The sequence below is a fragment of the Arthrobacter sp. AOP29-A2-19 genome, from assembly GCF_058138025.1.
Map to the genome: position 1 here is coordinate 291,213 of NZ_CM176894.1, position 16,350 is coordinate 307,562.

General features: G+C 69.1%; 17 protein-coding genes and 1 tRNA gene. 4 read left to right on the plus strand and 14 right to left on the minus strand.

What is annotated here, in order from left to right:
• Positions 1 to 4: 4 nt before the first annotated feature.
• Positions 5 to 550 (minus strand): dihydrofolate reductase family protein, encoded by a 546-nt coding sequence (locus AC3ZJJ_RS01340; RefSeq protein WP_489893477.1) that lies wholly within the window; start codon positions 548 to 550, stop codon positions 5 to 7.
• A gap of 168 nt (positions 551 to 718) precedes the next feature.
• Here AC3ZJJ_RS01340 and AC3ZJJ_RS01345 point away from each other — a divergent pair, with 168 nt between their 5' ends.
• Both AC3ZJJ_RS01345 and AC3ZJJ_RS01350 read left to right on the plus strand, forming a co-directional pair.
• A complete protein-coding gene (locus tag AC3ZJJ_RS01345) occupies positions 719 to 1,279 on the plus strand; it encodes a MarR family winged helix-turn-helix transcriptional regulator (RefSeq protein ID WP_489893478.1) in 561 nt (186 codons plus the stop codon).
• The gene (locus AC3ZJJ_RS01350) at positions 1,276 to 2,631 is read left to right on the plus strand and encodes an MFS transporter (RefSeq protein ID WP_489893479.1); all 1,356 of its coding nucleotides are present in this window, start codon (positions 1,276 to 1,278) and stop codon (positions 2,629 to 2,631) included. The genes AC3ZJJ_RS01345 and AC3ZJJ_RS01350 overlap by 4 nt, the downstream gene beginning before the upstream one ends.
• Before the next feature lie 370 nt (positions 2,632 to 3,001).
• Here the strand turns inward: AC3ZJJ_RS01350 and AC3ZJJ_RS01355 are convergent, their stop codons facing one another.
• From AC3ZJJ_RS01355 to AC3ZJJ_RS01370, 4 genes are all read right to left on the minus strand, one after another.
• A complete protein-coding gene (locus AC3ZJJ_RS01355; protein ID WP_489893480.1) occupies positions 3,002 to 3,973 on the minus strand; it encodes a hypothetical protein in 972 nt (323 codons plus the stop codon).
• A 79-nt stretch (positions 3,974 to 4,052) separates the two neighbouring features.
• Positions 4,053 to 5,780 (minus strand): helicase HerA-like domain-containing protein, encoded by a 1,728-nt coding sequence (locus AC3ZJJ_RS01360; RefSeq protein WP_489893481.1) that lies wholly within the window; start codon positions 5,778 to 5,780, stop codon positions 4,053 to 4,055.
• Positions 5,781 to 5,821: 41 nt separating this feature from the next.
• Complete coding sequence (locus tag AC3ZJJ_RS01365; RefSeq protein ID WP_489895628.1) at positions 5,822 to 6,271, minus strand: GNAT family N-acetyltransferase; 450 nt, start codon at positions 6,269 to 6,271, stop codon at positions 5,822 to 5,824.
• A gap of 86 nt (positions 6,272 to 6,357) precedes the next feature.
• Positions 6,358 to 7,380: a hypothetical protein gene (locus AC3ZJJ_RS01370; protein WP_489893482.1), complete on the minus strand. Its 1,023-nt coding sequence runs from the start codon at positions 7,378 to 7,380 to the stop codon at positions 6,358 to 6,360.
• On the opposite strand from AC3ZJJ_RS01370, the gene AC3ZJJ_RS01375 reads away from it, so the two are divergent.
• Positions 7,345 to 8,613 carry a PLP-dependent transferase gene (locus AC3ZJJ_RS01375; protein ID WP_489893483.1) on the plus strand — a complete coding sequence of 423 codons (1,269 nt, stop codon included), beginning with the start codon at positions 7,345 to 7,347 and terminating at the stop codon, positions 8,611 to 8,613. The two genes, AC3ZJJ_RS01370 and AC3ZJJ_RS01375, sit on opposite strands and share 36 nt — an antisense overlap.
• A gap of 1 nt (position 8,614) precedes the next feature.
• Positions 8,615 to 9,838, plus strand: a complete 1,224-nt coding sequence (locus tag AC3ZJJ_RS01380; RefSeq protein WP_489893484.1) for a cystathionine gamma-synthase — start codon at positions 8,615 to 8,617, stop codon at positions 9,836 to 9,838.
• Positions 9,839 to 9,853: 15 nt separating this feature from the next.
• Here AC3ZJJ_RS01380 and AC3ZJJ_RS01385 read toward each other — a convergent pair whose 3' ends face one another.
• From AC3ZJJ_RS01385 to AC3ZJJ_RS01425, 9 genes are all read right to left on the minus strand, one after another.
• A complete protein-coding gene (locus AC3ZJJ_RS01385; protein WP_489893485.1) occupies positions 9,854 to 10,636 on the minus strand; it encodes an amino acid ABC transporter ATP-binding protein in 783 nt (260 codons plus the stop codon).
• A complete protein-coding gene (locus AC3ZJJ_RS01390; protein WP_489893486.1) occupies positions 10,623 to 11,288 on the minus strand; it encodes an amino acid ABC transporter permease in 666 nt (221 codons plus the stop codon). The genes AC3ZJJ_RS01385 and AC3ZJJ_RS01390 overlap by 14 nt, the downstream gene beginning before the upstream one ends.
• Positions 11,289 to 11,326: 38 nt before the next feature.
• Positions 11,327 to 12,145: an amino acid ABC transporter substrate-binding protein gene (locus AC3ZJJ_RS01395; RefSeq protein WP_489893487.1), complete on the minus strand. Its 819-nt coding sequence runs from the start codon at positions 12,143 to 12,145 to the stop codon at positions 11,327 to 11,329.
• 107 nt (positions 12,146 to 12,252) lie between these two features.
• Positions 12,253 to 13,179, minus strand: a complete 927-nt coding sequence (locus tag AC3ZJJ_RS01400) for an AEC family transporter (protein WP_489893488.1) — start codon at positions 13,177 to 13,179, stop codon at positions 12,253 to 12,255.
• Positions 13,180 to 13,182: 3 nt separating this feature from the next.
• Positions 13,183 to 13,680, minus strand: a complete 498-nt coding sequence (gene panD / locus AC3ZJJ_RS01405; protein WP_489893489.1) for an aspartate 1-decarboxylase — start codon at positions 13,678 to 13,680, stop codon at positions 13,183 to 13,185.
• Positions 13,681 to 13,739: 59 nt separating this feature from the next.
• Positions 13,740 to 13,810: transfer RNA gene (locus AC3ZJJ_RS01410), tRNA-Gly, on the minus strand.
• 136 nt (positions 13,811 to 13,946) lie between these two features.
• On the minus strand, positions 13,947 to 15,149 hold the full coding sequence (locus tag AC3ZJJ_RS01415) for a cation:proton antiporter (protein ID WP_489893490.1): 1,203 nt from the start codon (positions 15,147 to 15,149) through the stop codon (positions 13,947 to 13,949).
• Positions 15,150 to 15,161: 12 nt separating this feature from the next.
• The gene (locus tag AC3ZJJ_RS01420) at positions 15,162 to 15,644 is read right to left on the minus strand and encodes a cation:proton antiporter regulatory subunit (protein ID WP_489893491.1); all 483 of its coding nucleotides are present in this window, start codon (positions 15,642 to 15,644) and stop codon (positions 15,162 to 15,164) included.
• A gap of 72 nt (positions 15,645 to 15,716) precedes the next feature.
• On the minus strand, positions 15,717 to 16,196 hold the full coding sequence (locus tag AC3ZJJ_RS01425) for an SseB family protein (RefSeq protein WP_489893492.1): 480 nt from the start codon (positions 16,194 to 16,196) through the stop codon (positions 15,717 to 15,719).
• Positions 16,197 to 16,350: the final 154 nt, after the last annotated feature.

Genomic DNA, 16,350 nt, shown 5'->3' on the forward strand with positions numbered 1-16,350 from the left:
TGCGCTACTCGCCCCGGCGCGTGTAGGTGAGCACGGCGTTTCCCTTGCTGGTGATCGTCGAAGCGGCGAGTTCCAGGCGGGTCGTTGGATCGCCGGCCTCGAACAGCCGGCGGCCGGAGCCGGCAACCACCGGGTGTGTCATCAGCATCAGCTCGTCCAAGAGCCCGGCGAAGAAGAGCTGGCGCACCACGGAGATGCTGCCGCACACTGCGATGTCACCGCCGTCCCCCTGCTTGAGCTCCGCGACGAAATCCTCCAGCGGTCCTTCGACGAGCCGCGAGTTGTTCCACGCGAGGGGACCGCTGAGGGTTTTCGAGGCCACAAACTTTTCGACGGGGTTGATGAAGGAGCCGAATTCGTCCGTGGCGGTCGGCCAGTACCCCGCCCACTCCTGGTAGCTGACCCTGCCCAGCAGGACGGTCTCGACCCTCTTGATCATGGCATCCATGCCGGCGCCCAGCTCGTCGTCGAACGCGTCGAACTGGAAGAGGTGTGGCGATTCCACCACGCCGTCGACGGAGTGGAAAAGTCCTGCGGTGACCTTGCGCATTGGGTTCCTTCCGGTGGGCTACGCGGGCCGCGGCACGCGGCTCCGGCCTGACCAAGCGTCACCCGACCCGGGACATGGCGTCAATGGAGGAGTATACTTAGCACTGCTAAGCAACTAAATCCGGAGGATGTTCAGGCCGCCGGTCCAGCCAGCAGCAGAGGAGCGCGCGTGCCAATCCCCGAGGCCCTGGAGGGCGGCCCCGATGAAGCGAGGGCGCCCGGTGCCGCGACAGGTGATCCGGCGAATCCCTGCACGGCCGACGCACCTCCCACCGACCCCCCTCTCGCCAGCCCCCTGCCCAACGGCACCAAACCAGGGAACAACGACCTCGCGGCGGAGCTGAGGGTGGCCATCATGCGCACGTCGCGGCGGTTGCGGATCGACGCCAGTGGGCACTCGATCTCCGCCGGACAGTATTCCGTCCTGGTGGCGCTCTCGGGGGGGCCGCAGACCCTTGGTCGGCTTGCCGCGAGGGAGAATGTTCAGGCGCCGTCGATGACGCGCATCGTCAAGGCCCTCCAGGACAAGGGGTATGCCGAGCGGCAGGCGCACCCCGACGACGGCCGCCGGGTGTTGATCGGCATCACGAGCGCCGGTGCCGCGGCCTTGGATGAGGCCCGGGGCCAGCGGACGGCGTGGTTGTCCCGCAGGGTGGCCGAACTGGGGGACAAGGACCGGGACGTATTGGCCCGCGCGGCGAGCCTGCTGCAGGGGATGAGCGCCCAATGAGCGCCATGTTCAGCGCCATGCGGAACCCGAACTACCGGCTGTGGGTTTCCGGCGCCCTGGTGTCCAACATTGGCACCTGGATGCAGCGGGTGGCCCAGGACTGGCTGGTGCTGACGGTGCTCACGGACCAGTCGGGTACGGCCGTTGGAATCACGACCGGGCTGCAGTTCCTCCCGATCCTCTTTCTCGGTCCGTTTGCGGGGCTCGTTGCGGACCGCTACGACAAGCGACGGCTCCTGCTGCTCACCCAGACCGCCATGGGACTGTGCGCCCTGCTGCTTGGGCTGCTGGTGCTCACGGACATGGCCGAGCTGTGGATGGTCTACGCCATTGCGCTCGCGCTTGGTGTGGCCAGCGCCTTCGACGCACCTGCCCGGCAGGCGTTTGTCTCCGAGGTGGTCGGCAAGGGCGACATCCCCAATGCCGTCGCGCTGAACAGCGCCTCCTTCAACCTGGCCCGTTTGGCCGGCCCCGGCGTCGCGGGCCTGGTCATCGCCTGGGTCGGTACCGCCCCGGCTTTCCTCATCAATGCCGCAAGCTTCGCCGCGGTGATCCTTTCGATCGCCAAGATGAAGACCGATCAGCTGCACCCCAGCGAGCGGGCGCCCCGCGGCAAGCACCAGATCATGGAGGGTGTCCACTACGTGAGCGGGCGTCCCGATTTGGTGATGATTCTTGTCCTCGCCGGTCTCATCGGGACCTTCGGGCTCAACTTTCAGGTCACGAACGTGATGATGGCGACGCAGGTGTTCGGGCAGGGGCCGGGGGAGTACGGCTTGTTGGGTTCGATCATGGGACTCGGAACCCTGGCCGGCGCCCTGATGGCCGCCCGACGCGGGCGCTTTAGGCTCCGCTATCTGGTGGGCGGCGCGGTGGGGTTCGGGGCCTTCGCCGTCGTCGCCTCGCTGATGCCCCTGTTTTGGCTCTACGCGCTTGCGCTCGTGCCGGTGGGTGTGGCGGCGCTGACCTTCCTGAACAGCTGCAACACGTCCATCCAGCTCTCCGTGGAACCCCAGTTCCGAGGGAGGGTCTTGGCGCTGTACATGGCGGTCATCCAGGGTGGAACCCCGATCGGAGCACCACTGATCGGCTGGATCGGTACCGAGTTTGGCGCGCGTTGGTCCGTTGGCATCGGTGGGTTCATCGCGCTGGCTGCCGGCGTGTGGGCCTTGGTGGCTATTCGCCGGGGCCGTCTCAACATAAAGGACACTCCGGACGACGCGCCGGCAGGGAGCGACGAGGGCTCGGCCACCGACATCGCCGACAAAGCCGACGACGCCGACGACACCGCAACCAAGCGTCCGGGAAGTTGGTACCGGCGTCCAACAAGCCGCAGCATTCGACGTTCATAGCCGCACTCGACACTCATGGCCGCGGGGCCGCCGGGTCTCTCGGCCTGACTCAATCGATCGGTCGCCAAGGGGCAGGTCCGCGGGAAGCCGTTTTCCCACAGGCCTGTCCAAGGCGATCCGGCCCTGTGCGGGCCAGGATGGCCGCGTTAGGACGAGCCGGCCCCCAAGGAGCCCGTTTTAATAGGCCGGCTCGACGCATCAGAAGGGCAGTTGCTGTCGGGCCCTGTTCCCGCGGGTACGTCACGCGTCGCGACGCTGCAGGTAAGCAGCGTTAGGTGGACGGCGTGGACGAGAGAAGAGGGGCACCAGGAACGGTGAGCGGCCATGCGGCCAGTCCCCGGAGCCGCCGCGCAACGCGGGCGGGGTGCGGTCAGTCGCCAGAGACCGGGGTGACGCTGACGGAGTCCGGGCCCACGGAGAGGGTGGCGGTGAAGCCGAACGTCTCGGTCACGGCCTTCTCTTCGAGCGCCCCAGTCATTAGGTCCTGTTCCACCAGAGTCAGCCGGGTCCCGACCTCCAACGGGCGGAGGACCCAGCCGCCCTGGTACGCCCCCACGTCGATTTTCGGGTAGCTGACGACGTCCCACTTGATCGTGTCCGCCGAGACCCGCGCATTGGTCGTGTAGGACAAAGGGCAGGCCGCCGGCTTCAGGACCTGCTGGTCGGCGCAGCCGTCGACGTAGGCACGGACCTGCTTGTCGATGTCGTCGACCAGCCGCTGGGTGGGCTGGGTGACGAGGTCCAGTGGCTCGCGCTCGGCCGCCAACCGGGTATCGACCACGCGGGTTTTGGCCGGAGCCTCGAAGTACTTGGTCTTGTAGCTTGCCTCGACCACCGCGGGAACGAGGGTGGGCAGGCGCTGCGAGCCCTTGAGCAGCGGGGACTTGCGGCCGTTGACGAGGACCTCGTTCGTGGTGTCGGCCTCAACCTGGAGGACGGGCAACTGTGGTGCCTCGAAGGCCCACCGGTCGAAGAACAACCAGTCGCTCCCTGTCTTGCGCAGCTTGAAGACCGTGCTGTGCTCCTCGCCGTCCACCGTGTAGGCGGTCGTCACCTCGACGTGCCCTCCCGCGAGCGCGATTGTCTCGGCGACGTGGAAGTCGGAGATCGGCGCAACGGTCGCCTTCAGGCCATCGCCGTCCAGGAGCACAGCGTTTCCGGCCGGCACCTCCGCGCCCACAAGCCCCAGCGCGCGCTCGCCCTCGCCCGCCCGCAGCAACGCGAAGTAGTCCTCGACCAGCTTCTCCGGTCCGTAGACGCGTTGGTTGACGGTCGCGACGGTCACGATGGCGGCGACGACCACCACCATCAGGGCAGCCAGCCAGAGGGCGACTACCTTCACGAGGGGCGAACCGTTTTGCACCCGACCTACGTTACCGGCCCGCGCCCACCATCCCGGGCAGCCGACGCCGGGGCCGGGATCAGCGGCGCCGGCGCCGCTTGGTGCCGAACATGCCGCGCAGCAGTTCCTTGCCGATCGCGCCTGCGGCCTGAACGGCGAAGTCCATCATGGGGTTCGACTCCGGTTCGGGTTCGCGCCGGGGCGCCGACGTCCGTGTCCGCGACGCCGGCCGAGCGCCGTCGTGGTCCACACCCCCCTGGCCCGCACCCCTGTGGTCCGCGGCGCCTGGTTGGGGCGCGCCGTTGGGGATGCTGCTGGGCCTGCCCAAGATCTCGGCTTCGATGCGGCGGGCCTCCTCGTCGATCTCCGCCTGGGTCTGGCCGGCGCCGGGCACACGGCCGGCCACCGAGCCGCCGGTCGTTGGGACCTGCGCCGGGGCCTCCGCCGTCGCCGCGGTCTTTCCCTTGAGCACCTCGTAGGCGGACTCCCGGTCCGTCGCCGTGCCGTACACGGACAAGAGCGCCGAGTCGGCCACGGCCTTGGCCACTACGGCGGGGTCGGAGGCGCCCATCTTCGACTCCGGGCTCCACATGCGCGTCCAGGCGACGGGTGTGGGCGCGCCCTTCTCGTTCATCACCGTCACGATCGCCTCGCCCGTTCCCGCTTGGGTCAACGCCTCGTCGAGGTCGTAGTCGCTCACGGGGAAGGTGGAGACCGTGGCCTTCAGGGCCTTCGCGTCGTCGGGGGTGAAGGCCCGGAGAGCGTGCTGGACCCTGTTGGCGAGCTGCCCCAAGACCTCCTCGGGGACGTCCTTCGGCGTCTGCGTCACGAAAAAGACCCCGACTCCCTTGGAACGGATCAAGCGCACCGTGGTCATGATCGAGTCGAGGAACGCCTTGGACGCGTCGCGGAACAACAGGTGCGCCTCGTCGAGGAAGAACACCAGCTTGGGCTTGTCGACGTCGCCCACCTCCGGCAGCTCCTCGAAGAGGTCGGCGAGCAACCAGACCAGGAACGTGGAGAAGACCAGCGGCCGCTGCAGGATGGTCGGCAGTTCGAGGCAGGAGATGACCCCGCGTCCGTCGGGGGCCGTGCGCAGCAGCTCCGCCGTGTCGAACTCCGGTTCGCCGAAGAACTTTTCCATGCCCTGCGCCTCCAGGGTCACCAGCTCGCGCAGTATGACGCCGGCGGTGGCCTTGGACAGCCCGCCCAGCTCCTCGAGCTCCGCCTTGCCCTCGTCGCCGGTGAGGTGGGAAATAACGGCCCTGAGGTCCTTGAGGTCGTAGAGCTCCAGGTCCTTGGTGTCCGCGTAGTGGAAGATCAGCTGCAGGCTGGACTCCTGCGTTTCGTTCAGCTCCATGATCCGGGAGAGGAGCAGCGGCCCGAAGGAGGAGATCGTGGCTCGGACCGGGATCCCGGTGCCGTCCCCGCCCAAGGAGAAGTATTCGACCGGGTAGCTCTTCGCCTCCCAGTCCATGCCGACGCTCTTGGTCCGGGCCAGGAGCTTCTCGCTGGCCGTGCCCGGCGTCGAGAGGCCCGTCAAGTCCCCCTTGATGTCGGCCAGGAACACGGGGACTCCGTTGGCGGAGAGCTGCTCGGCCATCACCTGGAGGGTGATCGTCTTGCCCGTCCCGGTCGCACCCGCCACCAGGCCGTGGCGGTTCATCATCCCGAGCGGTAGCCTGACCTGCGCCTCCGGGTGGATCTCCCCACCCACGAGTGCGGCACCAAGGTTCACCGAGGCGCCCTCGAACGTGTAGCCGGTCCTGATCTTTTCGGCCTGCTCGGCCGGTGTGGTCGTCGACATGGCCCCAGCCTACGGCGCGTGCCGCGGCCGCGCACCCGTCGTCAGGCGAGGGGCTTGGTGAAGGCCAGATGAACCACGGTCTCGGGATCCGCGCCCAGATCGAAGCCGGGCGTGTAGCCGGTGGCAAGGTAGAGGTGCTTGGCCTCGGGCTGGCGCGGCCCGGTCGTGAGATACAGGCGCGCGTAGCCGTTGCGCGCTGCGGCCGATTCCAGTTCAGCGAGGACCAGCCGCGCCAGGCCCCGGCGCCGGTGCGCTTCGTGCGTCCAGATCCGTTTGAGCTCCGCGGTCTCGGCGTCGTACCTTCGGTACGCGCCGCCGGCGACGGGCTCCCCGTCCTCGATGACCAGGAGGAGGAGTCCGTCCGGCGCCGCGAACTCGGCGGCCGGGTAGCGTGCCATCTCGGCGGAGGCCCCACCGAAAATGTCGCCGTAGCGCTCGGAGTATTCCCGCGTCAGGCCGTCCAACAACGGTCTGGCGCGCGGGTCGTCCATCGAGACGACGACGGTGCGGCGGGTGCTCGGCGCGGTCGTGGCGGGCGGGGTGGTGGTGGACGCCGGGGGACTCGGATTCACTGTGCCTACCCTACGTAACGGTGGAGGTCGGCGACGGACGCCGCCAACTGCGATTCGGACATGGCCGCCGTGGACGCGTCGGCCGCGGCCGGTGGTGATTCCGCCAGTGTTCCCAGCAGCGAGCGGGCCAGCGCGTCGGTGTCCCGGAAGGGGGCCGCGTTGCTGTGTGGCCGGGCGAACGCGCCGCCGCCCCATCCGGAGACTCCGGCGCCCACCGCAAAGAGCCAGGCCCGCGCCGACCCGTCGGGGCCGACGACGCGGCGCTCCGCGTCGACCAGAAGCTTGCCCGTCCCGGTGGCCTCCTCGGCGGCGATCCCTGCGTCGTGGAGGAACCGCAACACCGGGTTGGCGCTCCCGGAGAGCGTGGGGTGGGGGAGCCGGGCCTCCACCAGGGTGCGGGCTGCGAAGGTCTGACCCAGGGACGCGCTGTGCGCGGTGAACATCCCGCTCGACTCGTCGGCCCCAAACCGCGTGTCCGGACCCAGAAACTCGACCAGCCCGGCCCGGTGGAGGGCCAACAGCTCGCGGAGCCGGTGGGCGGGCGGGCCGGAGTCCACATAGCTGAAGAAGCCGTGCCACCAGCCGGAGACCGTGGCGCGGGAAGCCTTGTTGAGCGCATCCAGGGGCACCAGCCGGCCGAGCTCCATGTACACCCCCAGCAGTCCGAGGAAGATGCCGAGCGTCTCGGTGTTCCGGCCGCCGTCACGCAGTTCCAGGTCGCCGGCAATGTGCTCGGCGACGGCGCGCTGCAGGTCCTCGCGACGGGAGAAGACGGCGCCGTCCAGCGGCCGGTCGAGCGACTCGAACTCCAGTCTGTCCTCGTGGCGGGGCACCGAGTGTTCGACGAGCTCCCTTCGGCCCGCGGAGTACCAGTCCACGGCGGCGTATCCGGCGTCGAATTCGGGCCAACCCATGGAGACCCGGTCCGGATGCCCCGTGAACAGCTCGCGGTAGTAGCCGTAGGCCGCGTCCTTCGCCAGCAGGGGCCACAGGTGTTCCGCGAAGTCCAGCTCGCCGTTCTCGGCCACCAGCTTGGCCACCGCCTCGCGGTTCAGGAACCGTGGGGGCCGAGCGGGATCGCCCGCCAGCGGGGCGGGACCGGCGCGATCGCCACGTCCACGGGGCAGTCGGCCGTCGCCGTCGCGCTGCTGGCGTTGCTGGGCGGCGGCCGGGACGAACACGGCGTCCGCACGCCGGGCGGCAGGCACGTCGTCGCCTCATCCCGGCTGCACGGGGGAACGGTGGACCTGCTGACGGATACCTTCGCCGACTTCGGGATCGCCGTGGACTTCGTCGACCCCGGCAACCCGCGGGAGTGGGCCTCCGCGATCACGGGAGACACGCGCGCGGTGCTGCTCGAATCCATCACCAATCCGCTGGCGACCCTGCCGGACCTGCCGGCCATCGCGGCGACCGCCCACCGGGCCGGCGTGCCGGTGGTGGTGGACAACACGTTGGCGACGCCGGTCCTCTACCGGCCCTTCGAGCACGGCGCCGACGTTGTGGTCCATTCCGCCACGAAGTTCCTTGGCGGGCACGGCTCCGTGTTGGCCGGTGCCGTCGTGGACTCCGGATCCTTCGACTTCGCCGCGCATCCGGACAAGTTGCCGCAACTCGCGTCCCCCAAGGCACGGTACGGCGGCGACAGCCTCGCCCGGCGGCACGGCCGCGGGGCGTACCTGGCGCTCGCGCGCAGCAAGTACCTGCACGACCTGGGGCCGTCGTTGGCGCCGGCCAGCGCGGCGGAAATCCTGCGGGGGCTTGAGACGCTGGGGCTGCGGGTTGAACGGCACGCCTCCAACACGGCGCGGGTCACCCGTTTCCTGGCGGCGCACCCCGCGGTAGCCCGGGTGCACCACCCTTCCGTCCCCGGCAACGCGGACGCGGGCATCGCAGCGCGCGACTTCCCGCGCGGGGCCGGATCCGTCTTCGCCTTCGATCTCGCGGCGCGCGCGGACCGGGTCGGCCCGTTCATCGATTCGCTGCGGCTCTTCACCCTCGCGGCCAACCTGGGAGACACCCGCTCGCTGGTCGCGCACCCGGCGGCCATGACGCATTGCCGGCTCACCGCGGACCAGCGGGCGGCCGCGGGAATCGCGGATACCACCATCCGCCTTTCCGTGGGGCTGGAGGATCCGGGGGACTTGCTGGCGGACCTCGACCGGGCGTTGTCGGCGCTCCTTCCCGCCGAGGCCGACCCGGCGGTTGCCGGGCCGCCCGTGCCGGCCGGGCCGCCCGCGCCCGCAGGGCGGGTGGGCTGACGTGGGGTGGCCGGCCGGCCAGGCGAGCCGCGGCTTCAACACCACCGCCATCCACGCCGGGCAGGAGCCGGATCCGCTCACTGGCGCCGTCATCCCGCCGATCTACCAGACCAGCACCTTTATCCAGGACGGCATCAACGTGCTGCGTGCCGGGCACGAGTACAGCCGCGGATCGAATCCCACCCGCAACGGGTTCGAGGCGCAGTTGGCGGCGCTGGAGCGGGGTGCCGCGGGATTCGCGTTCGCCTCGGGACTGGCGGCGGAGGACGCCCTGCTGCGCGCGCTGCTGCTCCCGGGCGACCACATCGTCCTCGGCGGCGACGGCTACGGGGGCACCAACCGCCTCGTCAACCACCTGCTCGGCCCGTGGGGGGTCGCGAACACGCCCGTGGACACCACGGACCTTGCCGCCGTCGCGGCCGCCGTGGAGCCGGGCCGGACCGCCCTGTTGTGGCTGGAGACGCCGTCGAATCCCCTGCTGGGCATCGCCGACATCGCCGGTTGGGCCGGGGTCGCGCACGCGGCCGGGGCGCTGTTGGTCGTCGACAACACGTTCGCCTCGCCCTACCTCCAGCGACCGTTGGACCTGGGCGCCGACGTCGTGGTCCATTCGACGACCAAGTACATCGGCGGGCATTCGGACGTGCTCGGCGGCGCCGTCGTGTTGGCGGATCGGTCGCACCGCGGCCAACCGCTGGCGCAGAGCGTTGGCTACCAGCAGTTCGCGGCGGGGGCCGTGGCGGGGCCGCAGGACTGCTACCTGGCGGCGCGTGGCCTGAAGACGCTGGGGTTGCGGATGGAGCGGCACTGCGCCAACGCCCTCGACTTGGCGCTGTGGCTCTCCGAACAGGACGGCGTCTCCGACGTCCTTTACCCGGGGTTGCCCGGGCATCCGGGACACCGGCTGGCCGCGCGGCAGATGTCCGGGTTCGGCGGCATCGTGTCGCTGCGCTTCGCGGGCGGGGAGCGTGCGGCGCGCGCCTTCGCCGAATCGACCCGATTGTTCGGCCTGTCCGTCAGCCTGGGAGGGGTCGAATCGCTGGTCTGCTACTGCTCCGACATGACGCATGCCTCGGTCCGTGGGACCGGGCTGGCGGTTCCCACGGACCTGGTGCGGCTCTCGGTCGGAGTTGAGGACGTCGGGGACCTGCGCGAAGACCTGGCCGCGGCGCTGGGAAAGGTGCGGGAGCTCGACGGGATGCGGGTCGGGTTCCGGGCGGTGTGAACGGGGCGGCGGTCCTCAGAAGGGATTCAGCAGGCGGTGCACAAATTGGCGGGTGCGCTCCTGCGCGGGCTCGCGCAACACCGTGTCCGGGTGCCCCCGTTCGACGACCACCCCGCCATCCATAAAGACCACCTCGTCCGCGACCTCGCGCGCGAACGCGAGCTCGTGGGTGACCATGACCATGGTCCAGCCCTCCTCGGCGAGCTCCTTGATGACCGTGAGCACGTCGCCAACCAGCTCGGGGTCGAGTGCGGACGTCGGCTCGTCGAAGAGCAGCAGCGACGGCTTCAATGCGAGCGCGCGCACGATCCCCACGCGCTGCTGCTGTCCTCCGGAGAGTTCGTGGGGGTACTGGTCGCGCTTTTCGGACAGACCGACCCGGGCGAGCAGCGCCTCGGCGTCGGCGGTGGCCTCGGCCTTCCGGCGGCGCTGCACCTGCACTGGACCCTCGATGACGTTCTGCAGCACGGTCATGTGGGGGAAGAGGTTGTAGCCCTGGAACACCATGGCGCTCTTCTGCCTCAGGGACTGCGCCTGCGCCCGGGTGGTCTTCGCGCCGAAGGTGACGCTGGGCCCGCCCGAGAACGCGACCGTTCCGGCGTCCGGCCTCTCCAGCCCGTTGAGGCAACGGAGCACGGTGGTCTTGCCGGAGCCCGAGGGACCGATGAGTGCCAGGACCTGGCCCTGGTTGACCTTCAGGTCGATGGATCTCAACACCTGGTGGTCGCCGAACGACTTCTGCAGGCCGCTGACGGAAAGCAACGGCTCCGCGGGCGACGACGGCTCAGTGGGCGACATACCGGTCCAGCCTTTCCTCGATCTTGTTTTGGCCCGCCGACAGCACCAGGCAGAACACCCAGTAGACCAGCGCGGCCTCCACGTAGAGCAACATGAACTCCTGGCTGAACGCCGCCACCTCCTGCGCCTGGCGGAACAGCTCGGTCACCAGGATCAGCGAGGCGAGCGAGGTGTCCTTGACGAGGGAGATGAACGTGTTGGACAGCGGCGGAACGGAGACCCGTGCGGCCTGCGGCAGGATCAGCCGGCGCAGCGCCTTCCCCCGAGACATGCCGATCGTATAGCCGGCCTCCCACTGGCCGCGGGGCACCGACAGGATCGCCGCGCGAATGATCTCGGCCGCGTAGCCGCCCACGTTCAGGGAGAAGGCGATGACCGCGCTCGGCCACGGATCGAGCGTCACGCCGATCGACGGCAGGCCGTAGAAGATGACGAACAGCTGGACCAGCAGGGGAGTGCCGCGAATGATGGAGATGTAGGCGCGGCCGATCCAGGACAGCACCGGGTTTCGCCCGATGCGCATCAGCGCAACAACGAGAGCGATGGCGAGCCCGATCGCGAAGCTCATCAGAGACAACGGAATGGTGCCCGTTATCCCGCCCAGGACAATCGGCCACAGCGAGTCGAGGAAGAGCTGCCAGTCGATACTCATGGGCTCACAGTATCGCTAGCCCCGATCCTGCCCATCCGCTACTTGGAAATGTCGGCACCGAAGTACTTTTCGGAGAGTTCCGTCAGCGTGCCGTCCGCCTCGAGTTCGGCCAGGGCCGTGTCCACGGCGTTGACCAGGTCAGCGCTGCCCTTCGGGAAGGCGAGCGCGGAGAACGACTGCTCGTCGGTCTCGACGGCGATCTTGATGTTCGGGTTGTTGTCGGTGTTCTGGTAGTCGAGGTACGTCAGCTTGTCGTTGATCGTGGCGTCGACGCGACCCTGCTCCAGCAGCGTGATGGACTGGGCCCAGCCTTCGACGGCCTCGATCTTGGCGCCGCTCTCCTTCGCCAAGTTGTACCAGTTGCTCGTGAGCGACTGCGCGGTGGTCTTTCCGGAGAGGTCCTCGAAGGAGTTGATCTCGTTGTTGTCCGCCGCGGTCACCACGACACCGGTGCTCACCGTGTACGGCTCGGAAAAGTCGTACTTGGCCTCGCGGTCTTCTGTGATGGACACCTGGTTCGCGATCGTGTCGAAGCGGCCGGACTCCAGGCCAGCGAAGATGGCGTCCCACTGGGTTTCCTGGAACTTGGCCTCGACCTCGAGCTTCTTCGCCACCGCGGTGACGACCTCGACGTCGTACCCGGTCAGCTCGCCCGTTCCGCCCTCGTGGAAGGAAAACGGCTTGTAGGTGCCCTCGGTCCCGACGTTCAGCACTCCGGCGTCCTTGACGTCCTGCAGGGTCAGGCCGCCCGCGGCCTCCGTCGAGTTCTCGGACTCCGGGGCGCTGGCGCCGCAGCCCGCGGCGGCGAACGTGATGGCAACGGCGGCGGCGGCGAGTGAAAGCTTGCGTCGGTTCATGGCGGAATCCTTTGGTGCTGTTGGGGCATGGTGCGGGTTGCCGGCCCGAGCCGGCGGCAATGCGTACGCTAGCAGGCTCAACGCCGCCGCGAGAGGCATTTATTCCGTCAGGCCAGCAGCAGCGGGACCAGCATCATCGCGGGGACGGCCACGATCGTCGTCACCAGGACGGTGTCCTTGGCCACCACAACGCCGCGCTCGTAGCGCGAGGCGGTTACAAAGACGTTCTGGGCCGTGGGCAGGGCGGCCATCACCACAACGGCGAACAGCTCGGCGTCGCGCAGGCCGAACAGCCACATGCCGATCGCCCACGCCAGCGCGGGCTGCAGGAAGAGCTTCAGGAAGGAGGCGACCAGGACGTCGGCGCGGCGCGCGGAGGCGCGGTCCAACGGCTTGGAACCGACGAGCGATATCCCGAAGGCGATCAGCATGGCCGGAATGGAGGCCCCCGCGATGAGCTCCACGGGGTCCGCCAGCTGCTGCGGAAGCTGCCAGCCGAAGATCGCGAACGCCAGGCCTAGCAGCGACCCGATGATCATGGGATTGCGGGCCGTCTGCACGATCATGGACAGCGCGGTTGTTCGGTGCCGGGTCGTCGACGCGTCCAGCATCGCCAGGAACACCGGGCTGAAGAGCGCCAGCTGGAACAGGATGACCGGAGCCGCGTAGGAAATGTCCCCGAGCACGTACGCGGCGATCGGCAGTCCAAGATTGGCTGAGTTCACGGTGGCGGCGCTCATGGAGCCGATGAGCGCCTCCGAACGGCCGCGCTTGAGCCACCAGGCCGTGATGGCCAGGTACAGGAGCGCCACGATGACGGCGCTGACGAGTGCGACGCCGAGCATGGGCCCCAGGACGGACGCCGGATCCGAATCGGAAACGGTGGTGAAGAGCAGGGCGGGGCTGGCGACGAAAAAGGTCAGGCGGTTCAGTACGAAGCGTGCGTTGGGACCCAGAACCCCGGTGCGTCCCACCGCGTAGCCAACGGCAATGACGGTCCAGACAACGGCGAAACCCGACAGGACCCCCAGCAAGGCCTAGGACTCGAACCGTGCTCGGCGGGCGCCAGGGGCGTCGTCCGGGACGCCGCCCGGAACCACCGTCCGGGGCGCGTGGTCGTCGGGGACGACGGACAGCGGTGGACGCGAAAGGCCCTCGACGAGTGCGGCGCCCGGATCCGATCCAACGTCGACCACGCGGTTGTCCGCGTCGACGTGGACCACGTTCGGGACGAACCCGCGTGCCTCGGCCGTGTCCATTTCCGCGTAGGTCATGAGGATGACGACGTCGCCCGTCTTGACCAGGTGGGCAGCGGCGCCATTGATGCCGACGACGCCGCTGCCGCGTTGGCCGGCGATCGTGTAGGTCTCCAGCCTGGCGCCGTTGGTGACGTCCACGATGCTCACGAGTTCGCCGGGAAGGATGTCGGCGGCGTCGAGCAGATCGAGGTCCACGGTGACCGAGCCGACGTAGTGCAGGTCGGCGTGGGTGACCGTGGCGCGGTGGATCTTGGACTTGAACATGGTGCGTCTCATAGCGCCTCCAGTTTACGCCGCCGGTCCGTCGGCAGGTGACCTGACTTGGTCACAAAGAGAGCGGGCGACGGGAATCGAACCCGCGTGTCCAGCTTGGGAAGCTGGCGCTCTACCATTGAGCTACGCCCGCACACGCCCGCAAGTCCGTTCGTACCGCGGGCGCAACCCAGCATATCCCACGTCAGGCATGCCTTGCGCCATCGGCTTGGCGACGGCGTGCCGCGCGCGGCGCCGATGGCGCAAGTGCCGGGAAGACTCGCCGGTGCCTAGCCCGAAGGGAACGCGTCAGGCGTCGGTTCCGGTTCCTGGCGCGGGGCGCGGAGGGCCCGGACGGCGGGCTCGGCGTAGCGTGCCGCCACGGGGCCGAGGACGGCCAGGAGCATCACGTAGGTGGTCGCGAGGGCGGCGAGTTCCGAGCCGACGGCGCCGGAGGAGACGGCGAGGCCGGCGATCACGATCGAGAACTCCCCGCGCGCGATCAGCGCCGTTCCCGCGCGTATCCGCCCGCGCATGCCGATGCCGGCGCGCTTGGCCGCCCAGGCACCGGTCGCGACCTTCGTCAGGGACGTGAATACGGCCAGCCCAAGGGCCAGCGCAAGCACGGGCGGGATGGTCGTCGGATCGGTGTTGATGCCGAAGACCACAAAGAACATGGCGGCGAAGAGATCGCGCAGCGGCTCGAGGATCTTGGCGGCCGAATGCGCCGTGGAACCCGAGATCGCGATGCCGAGGAGGAACGCCCCGACCGCGGCCGAGACCTGCAGGGCGGCCGCGAAGCCCGCCACGAGCAGCGCGGCTCCGATCAGCTTGAGGAGGAAGTTCTCGCGGTCGTTGGAGTGCACAAGCCGAGAGATCGCCCCGCCGTGGCGCAGGGCCAGCAACAGGACCAGGGTGACGGCGAGCAACGCAACGCCGACCGCCCGGAGCCCGCCCCAGAAGCTGACGCCGGCCAGCGTGGCCGTCAGGATGGGCAGATAGACGGCCATCGCCAGATCCTCGAGAACCAGGATGGAAAGGACCACCGGCGTTTCGCGGTTGCCCAGGCGCTCCAGATCGGTCAGCACCTTGGCGACGATGCCGGACGACGAGATATAGGTGACGCCGCCAAGGACCAGGGCGCCGGGGAACCCCCACCCAAGGATCAGGGCGAGCGCCGCGCCCGGCGTGAAGTTCAGGACCAAGTCCATCACTCCGGCCAGCCAGGACCTCTTGAGCCCGGTCATCAGCTCCTTGGCCGTGTATTCCAGGCCGAGCATCAACAGGAGCAGCACCACGCCCAGCTCGCTGGCGATGTGGCCGAACTCCTCGATCCCGGACAGCGGCACCACGCCGCCGTGGCCGACCAGCAGTCCGCCAAGGAGGTACAGGGGCACCGGCGACATGCCGATGCGCGCGGCCAGGCGGCCGAGGAGCCCGAGTCCCAGGAACACGGCACCCAGTTCGATCAAGACAAATTGGGTGTCATCCATGGGCGTCCGCTCCTACCCGCGGGCGAGAAGTTCGGCGGCCCGGTCCAGGCCCTCGGAGGTGCCGACGACCACAAGGACATCGCCGGCGGCCAGCTGGAACGACGGCGCGGGGGAGGGGACCACCTGCCCCGCGCGCGAGACGGCGACGATCGATGCGCCGGTGCGGGTCCGCAGATGGGTGTCCCCCAGCGAGCTCTCCGCGTAGGGGCTTTCGTCGCTCAGCACGAACTGTTGGGTATTGACCCCGGGAAGGTTGCTGTGCTGGCTGGTGAGGTGGGCGACCAGCTGGGGCGCCCCCAGCATTCCGCCGAGCGCGGCCGCCTCCTCGTCCGTCAGGCGGACCGACGCCTGGCAGGCGTCGGGATCGTCGCGCTGGGACACGATGAGTTCCAGCTCTCCGTCGCGGCGCATGACCACACCCACCCGGCGACCCGTCGACAGGGTGATTTCGCGCCGCACCCCGATGCCGGGCAGCGGGGTCTCTTCAAGATTCATGACTCCACTTTAGACCCGCTCCACGGCCGCCGGATCCCGTGCGCGGGACCCGGCGGCGGGGCTGCCCGCGGGTTATTCGGGGGCCTGCGTCGGTGCCGCGTCGCCGGGTGCCTGGCTGGTGGACGTGCCGTCGGGGCGGAAATCGCGGCGGATCGATTCGACGCCCTCGGGGCCGATCTCGAAGCCGATGGGGTGGCCGGGGTTGATGACCATGCCGGCGCCCTGGAGGTTGTCGATCACGGCCGCGCCGACCACGCGCACGGCGAACGGTGCCTCCTCGATGTAGGTGGCGGGAATGCGGTCCACGTGGGTGAAGAGGGCGATCAGCGGACTTCCGTCGCTGTTCTGCAGCAGGAGCGGCTGGACGTTCTCCGTGGATTCCCCGACCTCTTCGCGGCTCAGGAAGTAGACCTCTTCCCGGAGGAAGGTTCCGATGACGGTGCCGGCCATTCCGGGATCGGCCTGCCCGGCCACCAGGACCGTCTCCAGGTGCGTCTGGGGTTCGTTGCCCGTGTTCTCGGTCTCGGGTGCTTCGTTCGGCTGTTCGCTCATGCACTCCAGCCGACCATGCCCATGGACGTTGTGCAAGCCGCCGCGGGGCCGCACCCGGGGCGCCGCGCGCGTCATCGGGGCGCAGGTTTCTTTGCAGACCCGATTGTCGAACTACAGTGGAGTCGCCCTAGATGGAGACACTGCGAGGAAGCAC

Coding starts and splice junctions, on each gene's coding strand:
- AC3ZJJ_RS01360 (WP_489893481.1), bottom strand. CDS start 5,780: ATGTCGACGACCACACCGGCCGAGCAGGCCGAAAAGATCAGGACCGGC.
- AC3ZJJ_RS01350 (WP_489893479.1), top strand. CDS start 1,276: ATGAGCGCCATGTTCAGCGCCATGCGGAACCCGAACTACCGGCTGTGG.
- AC3ZJJ_RS01425 (WP_489893492.1), bottom strand. CDS start 16,196: ATGAGCGAACAGCCGAACGAAGCACCCGAGACCGAGAACACGGGCAAC.
- AC3ZJJ_RS01420 (WP_489893491.1), bottom strand. CDS start 15,644: ATGAATCTTGAAGAGACCCCGCTGCCCGGCATCGGGGTGCGGCGCGAA.
- AC3ZJJ_RS01415 (WP_489893490.1), bottom strand. CDS start 15,149: ATGGATGACACCCAATTTGTCTTGATCGAACTGGGTGCCGTGTTCCTG.
- AC3ZJJ_RS01340 (WP_489893477.1), bottom strand. CDS start 550: ATGCGCAAGGTCACCGCAGGACTTTTCCACTCCGTCGACGGCGTGGTG.
- AC3ZJJ_RS01385 (WP_489893485.1), bottom strand. CDS start 10,636: ATGTCGCCCACTGAGCCGTCGTCGCCCGCGGAGCCGTTGCTTTCCGTC.
- AC3ZJJ_RS01390 (WP_489893486.1), bottom strand. CDS start 11,288: ATGAGTATCGACTGGCAGCTCTTCCTCGACTCGCTGTGGCCGATTGTC.
- AC3ZJJ_RS01365 (WP_489895628.1), bottom strand. CDS start 6,271: ATGGACGACCCGCGCGCCAGACCGTTGTTGGACGGCCTGACGCGGGAA.
- AC3ZJJ_RS01395 (WP_489893487.1), bottom strand. CDS start 12,145: ATGAACCGACGCAAGCTTTCACTCGCCGCCGCCGCCGTTGCCATCACG.
- panD (WP_489893489.1), bottom strand. CDS start 13,680: ATGAGACGCACCATGTTCAAGTCCAAGATCCACCGCGCCACGGTCACC.